The following is a 15,121-nucleotide window of genomic DNA, read 5'->3' on the forward strand; positions in this document are numbered from 1 at the left end:
ATTTTTTGCAATAATTATACTCCCTTTGGTCTCACTTTTAACTCTTATCAGAGGGTTACTGCGAAGGAGAATAGGTGGAAGTTTACGGGGAAAGAGAGAATAACAGATTTAGGCCTAAACTTAGATGATTTTGGAGCGCGTTTTTACGATGCGGCTTTGGGGAAATGGGGAGTGCCTGATCCTTTGGCTGACAACTACCTTGATCTATCTCCATATAACTATGTTGGAAATAATCCAATAAGGAGAATTGATCCTGATGGAATGCGAATTGAAGAAGTTGAAGGAGGTGTTAAATTAACTGGTAGACATGCAAGAAGGGCTGCTAGATCGCTAGGAATTACGAGTGAAAGTTCTAATTCTGCTGAAGAAGAAAAAGAATCTGATTGCTGTCCAGATGATGGTCCTATGAGAGGCTTAACAAAAGCTGAAGGTATTGGGCCGGCCCCATCCAATTCTGAACGTTTGGAGCGTGCTTTGGGACAATCCGGATTTATGTCAAAAACAATATCCATGGGGGTGGTTGAAGGATTGAGTATCATGGATGGCTGGTCATTATTCCGAGGAACCTCATTGTATTTGAATCTTCGGAAAGCTTATACTGCAGCAGAAATACAAGCTGCATTTGCAAAGGTTGCGTGGCAAGCAAATCCTTTTAGAAGAGGTAGTGCAATTGAGGGTTTCTTAAGCGATGCAAGATATGCAAGCTTCACTTGGACACGGACAATAAAGTCCAACTTTAAAGCCATTGATTTTTTTAAGGATGGTTTAGGCATAAGCGTTAAAACAACAAATGCTGAAAAAGGATTTGCTAATATCCTGAAAAATATAGACGATCTAGCAGCCGGTAGAGCAGCCGGTAGTATTGATGGTGTTCCAATTAACCAAGTGAGATTGGATATTTATGTACCAAAAGGATACGATCAGAATCTTTTAAGAAGTATTAGAATGAAAGGTGCAATGGAGAATGTCCCTATTCAGGTTATAACATTTTAGTGATATGAATTTAATTCAAATACAACTTTGCTTTAAAAGAAATTCCTTTGATGGAAAAAGTCTTGTTCAGCTAATAAAGTCAACGAATAATTTTTTTGGATTTGAACCCAAAAAAATGCGGTGTGCAGAACTCAATATTACAGGAGAAAAAATTTCGCTGGAGAAATTCTATGAGCTTGTTAAAAAGCTTGATGCCAACTTGAGAGTAAGTTTCGAATCTAAAAGCTTCACAGGCCCTCAATTCAGTATTTCTCATCCTGGACATCCTTTGGCCCCGCAAACTTTGAATTGGTCATTACCTTGGGAAAATTATAAGTTAATGGATTTAAATTCGATGTTAACCAGTGAAAAATTTGTAACTGGCTATTGCTATGAAATGGACTACGTCTTGTGGCAAAATGAGCAAATGATTTCAAACTATGATTTTTGGGGCAAAAGCCATAGTCACTTACCAAAATATTATGATCCATTGCAGCAATTGGAAATGATTGATATTTCGAACAACCCGGGAAGAATGACTTTGGTTAAAGGCATGTGGCTTGGTGCCGCTTGGCGTATGTACTTTGGTCGGAGTTTTTTTGAGTTTATCCCCAAGGAGAAGCTATTATCTTTTCGCGGCGCATACCATGTTGAAGAATTAGAAAATGACTTGGTATTTATTCAATTGTATGAGAATTTTTTTGAATCTTCCAGAGAAGAAAATGTCGTATTACAACGTTCATTTAGAGAGTGGATCGGAATGGATAATTTGATTCAGCGATTGTCATGATACAAAAGGATTACATTGAGCGAATATTAGAACAACTTAATCATTTTCTGTTGAGTATAGCAGGGCACAAGGAGAATCAAAATTTTGAACTGGCTATAGATCAGGCGAAGCAGGCGTATTATTGTTTTGGTGTTAGTAAAAGATATCTTCTGGAAGGGGAGTGTGAAGAGTTGTTGGAAGACCTGATAAAAAAAGGCTTTTCTGCACAAGAGATTGAAAGGCTTGGATTTATTTTAAAGGAAGAAGGTGATATTTTATCGCAGCAAAAGCATCCTGATGCAGCTTTGATCCACTACAGAAAGTCATTAACTGTTTTAGAGACATTGAGTGAGCGAGACAGGACATATTCTATTAATCGTGAGGAATATATCCTTTATTTGAAGGATGTTGTCTAATAGACAAAATACCCCCGCTAGCGCACGCGTTTCGCGTGTGCTTTTTTCGTCCAGTCTAATTATATTTGGACATATCAGTATATATAATTCCATGAGCCGCAAGTATAAATTCCACAATAAAGAAGGCCTCTATTTCATAAGCTTTGCAACAGTTTACTGGATCGATTTATTTGTGCGAGATCAATATTTTTCAGTAGTAACTGAAAGCCTGGACTACTGCAGAAAGAATAAAGGATTAGAGATTTATTGCTGGTGCATCATGCCAAGTCACGTTCATTTAATTATAAGAGCGAAGGAAGGCAATCCGGAGGCCGTTCTAGGACGGCTTAAAGAGTATACTTCGAAACAACTACAAAATAGCGTTGCAAAGAATGTGCAAGAAAGTCGCAAAGAATGGATGTTGTGGATGTTTGAGAGGGCAGGTATGAAAAGCAGCAATGTTAAAGGTAGGCAGTTGTGGCAGCATCACAACCAGCCTGTTGAACTTTGGAGCCCGGAGGTAATAGATCAAAAGGTAGATTATATACACAACAATCCAGTTGAATCCGGTTTTGTTGTAGAGCCATGGCATTGGAAGTACAGTAGTGCAATAGATTATTGCGGAGGGAAAGGAGTCCTTGAAATAGATTATATCTGAATGACTGTGAACGCACACGCGGCACGCGTGCGCCAGCAGGGAAGGTTCTTCTCCTTCGGATAGATTGACAGATGATGAGAAGCAGGAGTATTTTGAACTGGAAAATAAAAGGCAAAGGAATGAGCTTGACCAGGCAGATGAACAGAGGTTACAGGATCTAGAAGACAAAGCATATGGAAAGGATAGGTCAAGATCTAATGGGGTTTTTGAACCTAATCCTAAACATGGTAGCGAAAACAGAGGACGGGCTAATAAAGAGCCGTCTAACCCTCAAGAAATGCTGGATAACTCGTATGAATTACCAGGTAATACAACAAGAAGGGTTGCAGCTGATCCGAGCACAGGGGAATTTGCAGTGTTTGATGAGCACAGGCCAGGAAAATTTCATGGACATGTTCGCGGTTATGAAGAATTAAATCAGTCTATGAGAAATGTTTTATTGAAGAACAAAGTAATTAACAGAAAGGGCAAGATTTTGAAGTAATGGAATATCAAAATTATAGTTATAGTAATAAATCTGAAGTTGATAAGTTATTGAACTCCTCTCATGAAGATGTGATACAGGCACTAGTAGGCATGGTAAATGGAATAGATGATTGGAAGTGGGTGCAAGAGAAATTATTAAGATATATATATCATGAAAATTTTTGGGTTGCAAAAAATGCAATTACTGGACTGGGAGATGTAGCTAGGATACATGGGAAATTAGACAAGAGAAGGGTTTTAGAAGGATTAGAAAAAATAGAAAATGAGAGGTTGTTAGGTGTAAAGCTTTCGGCTATTGATGATATTAATATGTTTGTAAAAGATTGATTACGTATGGCTCTGTTATGCGTAGCGATCCTACGACCTATAATGTACAAGGGCGTCCCCGTTCCCGCCATGCTTAGCATGGTGATTTGAACTATTGGAAACATAAAGAATATAGAAGCCTTGCGGCAATGCAGGGCTTTTTTCATATCAGAGCATATTGATTTTAGTGGCCTTGATAAAATGATCCACGGTAAGGAGCAGGCACTCCTTTTCCTTCTCCGGCAGGCTGTTGATATCGATAAACCGCTGCAGCATTTTTTGATCCTTGAACAGTTCTTCCTCAGTCTCTCCGAGCAGATAACCTACAGTGGTATCCAGTATTTTTGCCAACTTCTTTGCGGCCTCAATGGAGGGCGTCATGGCGTCCCGTTCATACTTGCCGATAGTGGTATGGGAAGTATTGAATATTGTGGCCAACTCTTTTTGCGAAAGGTTCTTGGCTTTCCTGCCCCCGCTAGCGCACGCGTTTCGCGTGTGCTTTCTTCGTTAAGTCTGATTATATTTGGACACTATCAGTACCTCCTAGAGCACGTTTACCTATAGAAAAATCCATCCTCTTCGGATTTTCATAGCTCAAAGTGAAAGGTTTACATCGGCAATAGCTTTTTTCTAAAGGGCCCCGGAACCTAAGTCCGGGGACCTGTGGTTGGGATTTTTTGAAATATCTTCTTTACCGATTATCCCGCAGTCGCTCGGGTATCCCGAGTGACTAATATTAAAGAACAAGATTAAGAAAGAGATTATTTTAAGCTCGACTGAGCCGAGCAATATAAGAAAGTTGATTAGAACCGTAAAGTGGCAATAATGGTCACTCGGCACAGCAGAGCGACTGGCCTCTCCGCTACGTGCCTAGAGTTTCATCAAGCCTGCAAAGCTATAGGAAAAAAATCCATCCTCTTCGGATTCTCATAGCTCAAAGTGAAAGGTTTACTTCGGCAATAGCTCTTTTCCAAAGGGTCCAGGAATCCCGACATCTGCACATCTGCCGGGACAGGCTCAGGTCCGAGGACTGGTGGTTGGGGATTTTTTGTAGAAGTTTTGTCGTGCTGCAAGTTTTGCTCAATGCTTTTTTATTTATACATTTTTAACAAGATATTTGAGCTCCCAAAAACAGAACTTAGCTATGGCTAAAACCAAGACCAAATCAAACAAAAAAGCCGTAAAAGTACCATACCATAAAAAACCTGCAAACCTAAGCCTGGATCAATGGCAACGGGCATTGCGGAAGCAGTTTGCTGAAAATAGTACGTTTAAAATAAAGAATCTCGGAAGTCACCAGGTTTTTTCAGACTACCATGTTTATAATCCGGCCTCGGGTAATACATATAAGGTAGCTCTGAGAACTGAGGACAATAGCCGCAACTTTTGCGCTTGTATGGATTTTAAGACCAACGGACTCGGTACGTGCAAGCATATAGAGGCTGTACTCCAACAGGTGCGGAAAAAGAGGAGTCTGGCTAAAATATTAAAGCAGGGATATACTCCCTCCCATTCATCTTTATACCTGAAGTATGGAATAGAAAGGGTGGTGATGCTCAAGATAGGTACTGATAATAGATCGGAATGGCAGCAGTTGGCTCTTGAATATTTTGACAAGGATCTGTGTCTGAAAAATGAAGCAATAGATCATATCGAATCCTTTTTGGAAAGGGCTAATGCTATCAGCCCTGATTTTCGGTGCTATGACGATGCCATGTCCCATATTCTTAGTGTCAGACAGGCGCGGCATAGGAGTAACCTTTTGGATGTCGCTATAAGAAAAAATGGGAAAGACTATTTTGATACCCTTATAAAAGCGAAATTGTTTCCCTACCAGATAGAAGGGGTGACTTTTGCTGCAAAGGCCGGTCGGTGCCTTATAGCAGATGACATGGGGCTTGGTAAGACCATTCAGGCCATAGCTACTGCGGAATGGATGAAAAAGGAGTTACATATTTCCAGAGCTCTGATAGTTTGCCCCACATCACTGAAATATCAGTGGAAGGCTGAAATTGAAAAGTTCACTGATAGCACAGCCACTGTAATAGAAGGCAATTCCCTTAAGAGAGAAAAGTTTTATAAAGAGGATGATAGCTTTTATCACATTCTCAGTTACAATGTAGTCGCCAACGATGTAGAGATACTTAACAGATCAATCCCCGATCTGGTTATTCTTGATGAAGCTCAGCGGATCAAAAACTGGAAAACAAAAGTTGCACATGGCGTAAAGAAGTTGGAATCACCTTATGCTGTGGTGTTAACGGGCACACCTCTGGAAAACAAGCTCGAAGAGCTTTATTCTATAGTTCAGTTTGTAGAGCCGTTCAGACTGGGAGCCCTCTTTCGGTTCCTGGAAGAACATCAGGTAGCAGATGATACAGGTAAGGTAGTTGGATACCGGGACCTGAACAAGATCAGCCAATTGCTATCGGATATTGTGATCAGGCGTACAAAGAAGAAAGTACTAAAACAGCTTCCAGAACGCATGGATAAAAACCTTTTTGTGCCCATGACAGAGCGGCAAATGGAGGTGCATCAGGATTATAGTGATTTGGCTGCCAAGATCGCAAAAAAATGGAGAACTTATGGCTTTTTAAGTGAACAAGACCGGCAGCGCCTCCTGCTGTCGCTTAACTGTATGCGTATGGTTTGCAACAGCACTTATATTCTGGATCAGGAGACAAGGCACGATACCAAAGTAGATGAACTGATGTCCATTCTGGATGAGGTACTGGAAGATCCTGACCAAAAGGTTGTGGTATTCAGTCAATGGGAGCGCATGACCAGGTTGGTAGCCGCAGAATTGGATAAACGGCACATAGAATATGAAAATCTGAATGGTAGTGTGCCCAGCGAAAAAAGAAAGGCGCTATTTGACAACTTCAACAAAGATCCCGAGAGCAGGGTGTTTCTATCCACTGATGCTGGCGGGGTAGGGCTGAACTTACAGGCCGCTTCCTGGCTAATAAACCTTGACCTGCCATGGAACCCGGCTGTGTTAGAGCAGAGGATTGCCCGAATATACCGTTTGGGGCAAAAGAAAAATGTAAATATCATCAATATGGTGTCTACAGGCACTATTGAACATAAAATGCTTGATGTCCTCAGTTTTAAGTCTTCTTTGGCCAAAGGAATACTTGATAATGGTGACGACAGTATTTTTATGGAAGAGAGCCGCTTCAAGCAGTTTATGAAGTCGGTTGAACAGGTAGTCGATATTGAGCAACCTGCTAAAAAAAGGTCTGAACTGCCCATAGCTGATCAGCAGGATATGACTGAGGAAAGCAAGTTCACCAGAGTAGAGAGTTCTAAGGATGGCAGCAAGAAGACCATGGGCAAACAGCTTAGCTTTCTGGGCGATGATGATATGGCTGATGACACAAAGGCTAGAAAAGCTGCCACCAGTGATACTCCTTCTGAAGACCTGGTGACAATGGGCGCCAATTTCTTTGGAAAACTGGCACAGACACTGTCCGATAAGGAAGCTACTGAAAAGCTGGTGTCTTCTTTGATAGAAAGGGACAAAGAAAGTGGTAAGGCGTATGTTAAAATTCCTGTGGAAAATGAGAAAACAGTGGAAAATGCCATAAATATGATCAGCGGGTTTTTACAGGCATTTCAAAAATAGAAGTATCCCTCTGTGTGGAAGCTACTTTCGTAGCATATTTGGCATCAAGGCTTGAGAAGAGTGAGGAAAGGGACGGAAAGTAAGCACGGAAGTAACTTTCGAGCCGGGGATTACCCGGTGCTCCATACTCTCTCCATGCCGGCAATATGTCAAAAAAAATCAAGCCACTTGGTATTTTAATAGATAAGGTGAAGGTCCACTTTTGGTTATTGCCCTTTCCCCAAGGGACAGGCACAGAAACTTAAGTCCAGGACTGGTGTATGTATTTTCCTTTATCCGGAAGCTGTTTTGCAATTATTTGATTTTTCTTCTTGCAATAGCACGGAAAATAGTTTAAACCAGCTTGTACGGCACAGCATATGCAAAATCTTGCTACTTTTCATCCTTTCAGAGAACATAGCTTTTGTCTATTGCCAGATAGGTTTTAAGGATCGAAATAGCTACCATCTGGGTTATTAAAATGTTAAATTAGGTTATTCAATGCTATCTGCCTTTTAGAAGCTCAATAAATCTAAAAAACATAATCTGTATGTACCATGGAAAATAAAACAAACCGAAATGTAGCCACCGACAGTCCCGTTTGGGATACTAATGAATCAAAGAGATGCCCTTTTATGCATGGAGCTGTAAAGTATACTGCTGGTAGTGGAAGAACCAACCGCGACTGGTGGCCGAATCAGTTGAATCTGAAGATCTTGCATCAGCACTCTTCCTTATCTAATCCTATGGGAGAGGATTTTAACTATGCTGAAGAATTCAAAAGCCTTGATCTGAATGCCGTAAAGCAGGATCTGTATGCTCTAATGACAAATTCACAGGAATGGTGGCCTGCCGACTATGGTCACTACGGTCCATTCTTTATCCGCATGGCCTGGCATAGCGCTGGCACTTATCGTATTGCAGACGGCCGGGGAGGAGCAGGCTCTGGCTCGCAGCGTTTTGCTCCTCTCAACAGTTGGCCCGATAATGCTAATCTTGATAAGGCACGCTTGCTGCTTTGGCCCGTGAAACAAAAGTATGGCAAGAAAATCTCCTGGGCCGATCTGATGATCCTAGCCGGAAACTGCGCCCTGGAGTCAATGGGCTTTCAGACTTTCGGCTTTGCAGGCGGACGTGAAGATGTGTGGGAGCCTGAAGATGATATCTATTGGGGTGCAGAAGGAGAATGGCTGGGGAATAAGGAGCGCCATGTAGGTGGGGTATTGGAAAATCCTCTTGCAGCTTCACACATGGGACTTATTTATGTAAACCCGGAAGGGCCGAATGGCAATCCTGATCCGCGGGAGGCAGCGCATCATATTCGTGAAACATTTGGCAGGATGGCGATGAACGATGAAGAAACCGTAGCGCTCATCGCTGGCGGACATACCTTTGGTAAGACGCATGGTGCGGCCGATCCACGTCAATATGTGGGCAAGGAGCCCGCAGGAGCCAGTATTGAGGAGCAAGGCTTAGGCTGGAAAAATACCTTTGGGACCGGTAATGCGGGCAGTACCATCACCAGTGGACTGGAAGGCGCCTGGACCACCACGCCAACAAGATGGAGCAATAACTTCTTTGAAAACCTGTTTGGTTATGAATGGGAGCTTACCAAAAGCCCGGCCGGTGCACACCAATGGAGACCTAAGAATGGGGCAGGAGCCGGTACTATACCGGATGCATATGACCCATCAAAAAAACACTCGCCCTTTATGCTTACTACGGACCTCTCTTTACGCGTTGATCCTGAGTACGAGAAGATATCCAGACGCTTCTATGAGCATCCTGATGAGTTTGCAGACGCTTTTGCGCGGGCGTGGTACAAACTAACGCATCGCGATATGGGGCCACTTTCGCGATACCTTGGCCCTGAAGTGCCGAAGGAAGAGCTGATCTGGCAAGATCCCATTCCTGCCGTTGATCATGAACTGATTGACGAACAGGATATCGCTGAACTAAAAGGTAAACTTACCAACTCCGGATTATCAGTGTCTCAGTTGGTATCCACAGCGTGGGCGTCAGCTTCTACATACCGTGATTCAGACAAACGAGGGGGTGCCAATGGCGCTCGTATTCGACTTGCTCCGCAAAAGAATTGGGAAGTTAATCATCCTGAGCAACTGGCCACTGTACTTAAGACTATTGAGGGCATTCAGCAGACATTTAATAATGCACAGTCTGGAGGCAAAAGAGTTTCCCTTGCCGATCTGGTAGTGTTGGGAGGATGTGCAGGTATTGAAAAGGCTGCAAAAAATGCCGGATATGATGTTATCGTACCATTTTCTCCGGGACGTACAGATGCTTCGCAGGATCAGACTGATGTAGAAGCATTTTCTATACTCGAGCCCAATGCAGATGCATTTCGCAACTATTACAGGAAGGACGACAGAATATCGGCATCAGCGGAGCAAATGCTGATAGACAGAGCGCAATTAATGACACTCACCGCGCCTGAGTTGACAGTGCTTTTTGGGGGTATGCGTGTGCTTAATACCAACTACAATGGCTCCGGACACGGAGTATTTACCAAACGCCCGGAAACACTGACAAACGATTTTTTTGTCAATCTGCTGGATATGAGCACTACCTGGAAAAGTACATCAGACGAACAACTGGCATTTGAAGGTCGTGATCGTAAGACTGGTGAATTGAAGTGGACCGGTACTCGGGTAGATCTTATTGTCGGTTCGAATTCAGAACTCAGGGCGCTTGCAGAAGTTTATGCCTGTCAGGATGCGCAAGAGCGGTTTGTCAAGGATTTTGTGAAAGTGTGGGATAAGATGATGAATCTTGACCGGTTTGATTTGAAGTAGATCTGAGCATTGATGGTGGTCGTAGCAATAGTTACAACCACCACATTTATTCTGTTCTGCAGCAATTGAGTAAAATTACCCAATTTAATGGGTAATTTTACCTATTCGTTTGAAGAAAACTGCCCGTAAGTAGCTTATTTACCTACATTACTTACTTGCCGGAATAACGCCAGCCCTGAGAATTTTAAAGGTTTATTTTATATTGAATGATATTATAGTTATATCAATCAATGAACCTCCTAACTCAACACATCAGTGCAAGTGATATAAAATCTCTGGAGCACAAAATACAAAGATTTCAAAAGGAAGAAACCTTCAAGCTCAGTCATCAATATCAGTTTAACTCTTTAACAACAAGGGAGCTGGAAATAGTAAACTTGTTAGTAAAAGACCTTAACAACAGTGAAATCGCCCAAAAGCTTTTTATCAGCAGGTTAACAGTAGAGCAGCATCGAAAAAATATCAATAGAAAGCTGAACGTTCGAACTCCCTTTCAGCTTTTCAGGTATGCATTGGCTTTTGATTTGGTGTGATGAGCAGTTACCGAAAATACCCAAGGTTGGGTATTGAGATTTCTGGATAGTATACTGAACTTGTTCAAGTTAATGAATTAAAGACCCGTGGCATAATGTCATAATTTGACTTTATGCATTAGGAACTATGTAACACACTTCTTTCGGAGAATAAATTATGCCTGTTCAACTTGCTCCATTAGTAATTTTAAAGAAAGTTGCCGTTGTTGCTGCCATTGTCCTGGCAATTATCGCAATAGGGTATGGTATCAAACTGTATAGCGTATACCAGACAATAAAATCTCAGGTAAATGTGAAATCAGCTTATCCTCCTCCAAAATCAAAAGACGGCCGTTATCTGTACAAAGTTAATTTGATAGGGGCCGATCCAACTACCAGGATGCTTAAAATAGAAGCATTTTTGGATGGAAGAGAAAATTATGAGAAGACCAGTAAGATCCATGGCGAACCCTATTCCGGAACCTGGACAGCAGTAGATGGTGGGAAAACCAAGATAGCTAGCGGCCCCAAAACAGATGTTTTGGTTTTTTACTACGATATGGATGGCGCTTTCAGGGCTACCTCTTATACCAAAATCGATTTGACTATTGATATAGAATTTAAATTTGAGACATTTTTCAAGGATTTCTTTCCGGTAATGTCCTTTACCTTTGATGTTCCCGGACCATACGAAGAAAAGCTGGCCCATTTTAAAGACTCATGGATTCATGCTGATAGTGTTGTAACCGAAGAGGATTTGGAGGGGTGGGGCATATCTTTAACAGGAGAATAAATGATATTAGTCATCAAGTTATAAAGAAACAAACTTATCCCGATACCAACAAATCAGGATAAGCTTGTCTATTATTACGTTACTCTTCCCTCAAGCTATCCACAGGATTGCTGATCGCAGCTTTTATGGACAAGCCGCTTACTGTTAAGATAGCAATAAACAAGGCTGCCAGACCTGCCAGCAGGAAAACACCGGTGCCTATTTCGATTCTATAGGCAAAATCTGCCAGCCATTGATCCATAATATACCATGCCACAGGCACTGCTACTACAAATCCTATGATCACCAGCTTGATGAAATCTATGTTTAGCAGTTTTACCACGCTTCCTACTGATGCTCCCAGTACTTTTCTTACACCTATCTCTTTTTTGCGCTGCTGCGAGGTGAAAGATGCCAGACCAAACAATCCGAGGCAGGCAATAAATATCGCCAGACCTGCAAATAAGCCAAACAGTTTGGCAAAGCGTATATCATTCCTGTATTGCCGGTCAAAGATCTGATCTACAAAGCCATAGTTAAAAACATTGGCCGGAAAAAACTGGTTATAAAGCGATTCAATTTTATCTACCGTGGCAGGAAGGTCAGAGGTAGAAACTTTTAAAGACAAGTGTCTGCCGGTGCTCGAAGGGCCCAGTACAACATTTTGTTGCTCCTGGTGGGCTGAGGTCCAGTTAAAATCTTTATAAACACCTATTACCTGGGCCTCATAGCCTCCGATATCAAGCATTTCATTGATGGCTGTTGAAGGACCTTCAAAATCCAGTGACTTTACCAGGTTTTCATTGATAATGACGGGCCATGGCGCATCTTCAGCAGTCGAAATAGTGATATCTTCAAACCCTTTCCCTGCCAATAGTTCAAGGCCGTACAGCTTTGCAAAGCTGGTGTCTACATAGGTAGCCACACCTCTGAGGGCATTTGCAGGATCGTCTGTAGCTTTTCTGATGCTCGCTCCATTCCAGTTAAACCGCTGTCCGGGGAGGGAATGAGAAGATGCAGCCTGTTCAATACCTGGTATTTTTCTTAGCTCGTTTAAGAAACTGGCAGTCGCATTGGCGCGATCAATGCCCTCCTGCAAATTTCGGGGCCCTTCAATAGTCAGCACCTTTTCAATGTCCAACCCCAGGTCACGGCCCCGCATATAATCGAGCTGATTATAGATAATTACTGTTCCTGTAATGAGGACAATAGATGCGGCAAACTGCAGCACAACCAGCCCTTTACGTAGCCACTGCTGCGATGAAAAGGAACTGAGTCTGCCTTTAAGCACCGTTACCGGTTTGAAAGATGAAAGAATAAATGCAGGGTACAAACCGGATAGTAACGTACTAACTAATAAAGTAACAAGAAAAACCAGCCAAAAATCAGGATGCAACCACAGTGCTGTACTTAAATGTGTATCCGCAATGTTATTGACATAGGGTATCAGCCATGCTGTAGCAGCTAACGCCAGCACTAGCGCTATGAAGTTGGTAAGAGCAGCATCGCACAGGAACTGAACGACCAGCTGGGTCTTTTGAGCCCCGATTACTTTTCGCACACCAACTTCTCTTGCGCGATTCAGCGCTCGTGCCGTAGAAAGATTAATGTAGTTGATCAACGCAATCAAAAAGGTGACAAGGCCAATGATGGTGAAGAAATAAACCGTGCGGGAGCTCCCCATGGCCTCATTTAATGCCCCGGTTATTTCCGCATTAAGGTGTATGTCTTTTAGAGGCTGTACTTTGATGCCTGACCTGTAACCCTGATGCTGCAGTGCTTCCCCACGATGCTCCAGGAGCACCTTAGTCAACTTTTGCTCGGTTAACTCACGGTTGGCATCTGGGTGTAGCTGTATATATGTGCCGAAATTGTTCCAGCTCCAGCCTCCCTCAGGCTCATTGGCATAACCCTGACCTTTGAGTAGGTTATCCATTGAGAGCAGTATCTCAAATTGAAGGTGTGAGTTATCCGGCACACCGGAAAATACTCCAACCACACGGTAATCCTGCTGAACCTGACCGGTAACAGCCATAGTCTTTCCTACCGGATTATCCTCACCAAAGTATTTGAGAGCAGCTGCTTCAGACAAAAGGGCTGTTCCGGGCAGCAACGCTTGCCTGATATTGCCGGATTTCAGCGGAAAAGTAAACATCTTCAGAAAATCAGGATCAGCATATAATACCTCATCTTCTTCAAATACTTTGTCTGGATGGGCGGCATCAGAAACGATAACGTTATCAGTATGCACACGGGTGATATGTAAGATCTCAGGTACAGCTTCTTTGAACGCGGGAGCCATAGACTGAGGAGTATACGCTCCCTTAAACTCTACTTTTTCATCACCTCTGCCAAATCCGGGAAGGACCCTGTAAATATCAGTTTCATGCTCATGAAATGAATCGAAGCTTTTTTCAAAGGCTACATATTGGAATATAAGCATGCAACAGGTTATCCCTATGGATAGACCGACAATATTGATACCTGAATAAACTTTCTTGTTTATCAGATTTCGGTATGCGATTTTAAAATAATTTTTGAACATGGCTATTTTTAGTGTGTTATTGGATACATTTCTTCTCATGATGTAAGGACGTGCAAAAGAAAATACCTCACGTAGATAATATTTTCTTGCCTTTGAGGCTCCAATTCTTTTTGCCCGCAGATGAAACCGCTCATGCAGGTCACCCTTTACCTCTTCAAGGAGATGGGGTGCACAGAAACATTCAAGGACCCTGTCCATCCACTTTGGTGGCGCAGCTTCATTTTGATTGCTTTTCATGCTATACATAATTGGTCTGAGGTAATGATTGGGGAAGAATGCGGTCCCATAAGCTTTCCCTTACTTCACGTACATCCTGCAACATACGTGAGCCTGCTATGGTAACTGTGAATATTCGCTTCCTACGTCCGCCTCGCTCACTTGTGGGCTCGCCCATGTGAGATTTGACGTAGCCCTTGTTTTCGAGTCTTTGCAAAGCAGCATGCACCGCACCGGTGGTAACTGTTCTTGAAGAATGATTTTCAAGATCTTCTGCTATGGCAACACTATATGCCTGTGGAGTGAGCGCTGCTACGGTAAGTAACACCACTTCTTCAAATTCTCCCAGATCGGTTCTTTTCATCTGAAGTTTTATAGCATTTGTTATTACATCTAGTTTTGTATAACAAATCGTCTGCCAGTATTAAAAAGGCGATTAACAACTACAAATCGGAGTTTCGGATTAAAACTAAGATGAAGGAACGTCCGATAATGAACGCGTATTGTCTGCTTTGGGACGGTTTTGAACTGTGTGCAGCTAACATATGTCCTAAAATTTTCCCTGGTGTAGCAAAGAAACTATTCGGAAAGATCTCCCTGGGATCACCAGAGAATTATTGAACTTCCTAACCATCAGGTTTTCTGCGAGTTTCAAAAAAAAAAGAAATGCCGCCTGTTGCTTTTACCGTTTCCAAATCGTAAATATATGTCAGGATTGGAAAGTTAAATGTCTGTGCTTAAATCCAGAAAAATACCAATGACCTCTGAGAAAAGAAATTTAACAGCAATAGGCATACTGTACCTTCTGGCGATGTTATCCTCGATGGCAGGATTTTACATCATCAGCCCGTTAATTACCGGACAAGAGTATCTGCAGGGTATAACTCAAAACAAGGGGTCTTTTTCCTTTGGGGTATTATTTCAGCTTGTAAATAATGCAGCCGTCATTACGATAGGTATACTATTTTTCGTTGTACTTAAGAAATATAGTGAAAAAATGGCTATAACCATATTGAGTACACGACTGCTAGTGTAAAGAATTACAAAAAGACGAACTAATTTTGATAAAA

The 15,121-nt window shown here is 42.3% G+C and carries 13 protein-coding genes and 1 pseudogene; 11 read left to right on the forward strand and 3 right to left on the reverse strand.

The genetic code is table 11. From position 1 onward, the window contains the following. The 6 genes from C900_RS28870 to C900_RS23655 form a co-directional block, all read left to right on the forward strand. Window positions 1-993 (forward strand): RHS repeat-associated core domain-containing protein (locus tag C900_RS28870; protein WP_281169023.1); only part of this gene is annotated, 993 nt, incomplete at its 5' end. 4 nt (window positions 994-997) lie between these two features. After that, window positions 998-1,762 (forward strand): hypothetical protein, encoded by a 765-nt coding sequence (locus tag C900_RS23635; RefSeq protein WP_009582823.1) that lies wholly within the window; start codon window positions 998-1,000, stop codon window positions 1,760-1,762. Beyond that, entirely contained in the window at window positions 1,759-2,157 is a 399-nt protein-coding gene (locus C900_RS23640) for a DUF6483 family protein (protein ID WP_009582824.1), read from the forward strand. The genes C900_RS23635 and C900_RS23640 overlap by 4 nt, the downstream gene beginning before the upstream one ends. Window positions 2,158-2,248: 91 nt before the next feature. Then, the gene (locus C900_RS23645; protein ID WP_040497421.1) at window positions 2,249-2,794 is read left to right on the forward strand and encodes an REP-associated tyrosine transposase; all 546 of its coding nucleotides are present in this window, start codon (window positions 2,249-2,251) and stop codon (window positions 2,792-2,794) included. Between the two features lie 64 nt (window positions 2,795-2,858). Next, window positions 2,859-3,278, forward strand: a complete 420-nt coding sequence (locus tag C900_RS23650) for a hypothetical protein (RefSeq protein WP_009582826.1) — start codon at window positions 2,859-2,861, stop codon at window positions 3,276-3,278. Beyond that, entirely contained in the window at window positions 3,278-3,607 is a 330-nt protein-coding gene (locus tag C900_RS23655) for a hypothetical protein (RefSeq protein ID WP_040497416.1), read from the forward strand. Before C900_RS23650 ends, C900_RS23655 begins: the two co-directional genes overlap by 1 nt. A gap of 147 nt (window positions 3,608-3,754) precedes the next feature. On the opposite strand, the pseudogene C900_RS23660 reads toward C900_RS23655, so the two are convergent. Beyond that, window positions 3,755-4,042: pseudogene (locus C900_RS23660) on the reverse strand (helix-turn-helix domain-containing protein); the annotation flags it as partial. A gap of 688 nt (window positions 4,043-4,730) precedes the next feature. On the opposite strand from C900_RS23660, the gene C900_RS23670 reads away from it, so the two are divergent. From C900_RS23670 to C900_RS23685, 4 genes are all read left to right on the forward strand, one after another. After that, entirely contained in the window at window positions 4,731-7,214 is a 2,484-nt protein-coding gene (locus C900_RS23670; RefSeq protein WP_009582830.1) for a DEAD/DEAH box helicase, read from the forward strand. Between the two features lie 536 nt (window positions 7,215-7,750). Then, window positions 7,751-10,006 (forward strand): catalase/peroxidase HPI, encoded by a 2,256-nt coding sequence (gene katG, locus C900_RS23675; protein WP_040497418.1) that lies wholly within the window; start codon window positions 7,751-7,753, stop codon window positions 10,004-10,006. Between the two features lie 230 nt (window positions 10,007-10,236). Then, on the forward strand, window positions 10,237-10,539 hold the full coding sequence (locus C900_RS23680; protein WP_009582834.1) for a response regulator transcription factor: 303 nt from the start codon (window positions 10,237-10,239) through the stop codon (window positions 10,537-10,539). 157 nt (window positions 10,540-10,696) lie between these two features. Continuing rightward, on the forward strand, window positions 10,697-11,311 hold the full coding sequence (locus C900_RS23685; RefSeq protein WP_009582836.1) for a hypothetical protein: 615 nt from the start codon (window positions 10,697-10,699) through the stop codon (window positions 11,309-11,311). A 79-nt stretch (window positions 11,312-11,390) separates the two neighbouring features. On the opposite strand, the gene C900_RS23690 is transcribed toward C900_RS23685, so the two are convergent. Beyond that, window positions 11,391-14,072: an ABC transporter permease gene (locus tag C900_RS23690; protein WP_051052983.1), complete on the reverse strand. Its 2,682-nt coding sequence runs from the start codon at window positions 14,070-14,072 to the stop codon at window positions 11,391-11,393. A 1-nt stretch (window position 14,073) separates the two neighbouring features. Then, window positions 14,074-14,415, reverse strand: a complete 342-nt coding sequence (locus C900_RS23695; protein WP_009582841.1) for a PadR family transcriptional regulator — start codon at window positions 14,413-14,415, stop codon at window positions 14,074-14,076. Between the two features lie 393 nt (window positions 14,416-14,808). On the opposite strand from C900_RS23695, the gene C900_RS23700 reads away from it, so the two are divergent. Continuing rightward, window positions 14,809-15,087, forward strand: a complete 279-nt coding sequence (locus C900_RS23700; RefSeq protein WP_040497419.1) for a DUF4386 family protein — start codon at window positions 14,809-14,811, stop codon at window positions 15,085-15,087. Window positions 15,088-15,121: the final 34 nt, after the last annotated feature.

The organism is Fulvivirga imtechensis AK7 (assembly GCF_000331535.1).
Lineage (GTDB): Bacteria > Bacteroidota > Bacteroidia > Cytophagales > Cyclobacteriaceae > Fulvivirga > Fulvivirga imtechensis.

Excerpts from the sequence above, each read along its gene's own strand:
- C900_RS23635 (WP_009582823.1), top strand. The coding sequence starts at position 998 with ATGAATTTAATTCAAATACAACTTTGCTTTAAAAGAAATTCCTTTGAT.
- C900_RS23640 (WP_009582824.1), top strand. The coding sequence starts at position 1,759 with ATGATACAAAAGGATTACATTGAGCGAATATTAGAACAACTTAATCAT.
- C900_RS23645 (WP_040497421.1), top strand. The coding sequence starts at position 2,249 with ATGAGCCGCAAGTATAAATTCCACAATAAAGAAGGCCTCTATTTCATA.
- C900_RS23655 (WP_040497416.1), top strand. The coding sequence starts at position 3,278 with ATGGAATATCAAAATTATAGTTATAGTAATAAATCTGAAGTTGATAAG.
- C900_RS23670 (WP_009582830.1), top strand. The coding sequence starts at position 4,731 with ATGGCTAAAACCAAGACCAAATCAAACAAAAAAGCCGTAAAAGTACCA.
- katG (WP_040497418.1), top strand. The coding sequence starts at position 7,751 with ATGGAAAATAAAACAAACCGAAATGTAGCCACCGACAGTCCCGTTTGG.
- C900_RS23680 (WP_009582834.1), top strand. The coding sequence starts at position 10,237 with ATGAACCTCCTAACTCAACACATCAGTGCAAGTGATATAAAATCTCTG.
- C900_RS23685 (WP_009582836.1), top strand. The coding sequence starts at position 10,697 with ATGCCTGTTCAACTTGCTCCATTAGTAATTTTAAAGAAAGTTGCCGTT.
- C900_RS23690 (WP_051052983.1), bottom strand. The coding sequence starts at position 14,072 with ATGAAAAGCAATCAAAATGAAGCTGCGCCACCAAAGTGGATGGACAGG.
- C900_RS23695 (WP_009582841.1), bottom strand. The coding sequence starts at position 14,415 with ATGAAAAGAACCGATCTGGGAGAATTTGAAGAAGTGGTGTTACTTACC.
- C900_RS23700 (WP_040497419.1), top strand. The coding sequence starts at position 14,809 with ATGACCTCTGAGAAAAGAAATTTAACAGCAATAGGCATACTGTACCTT.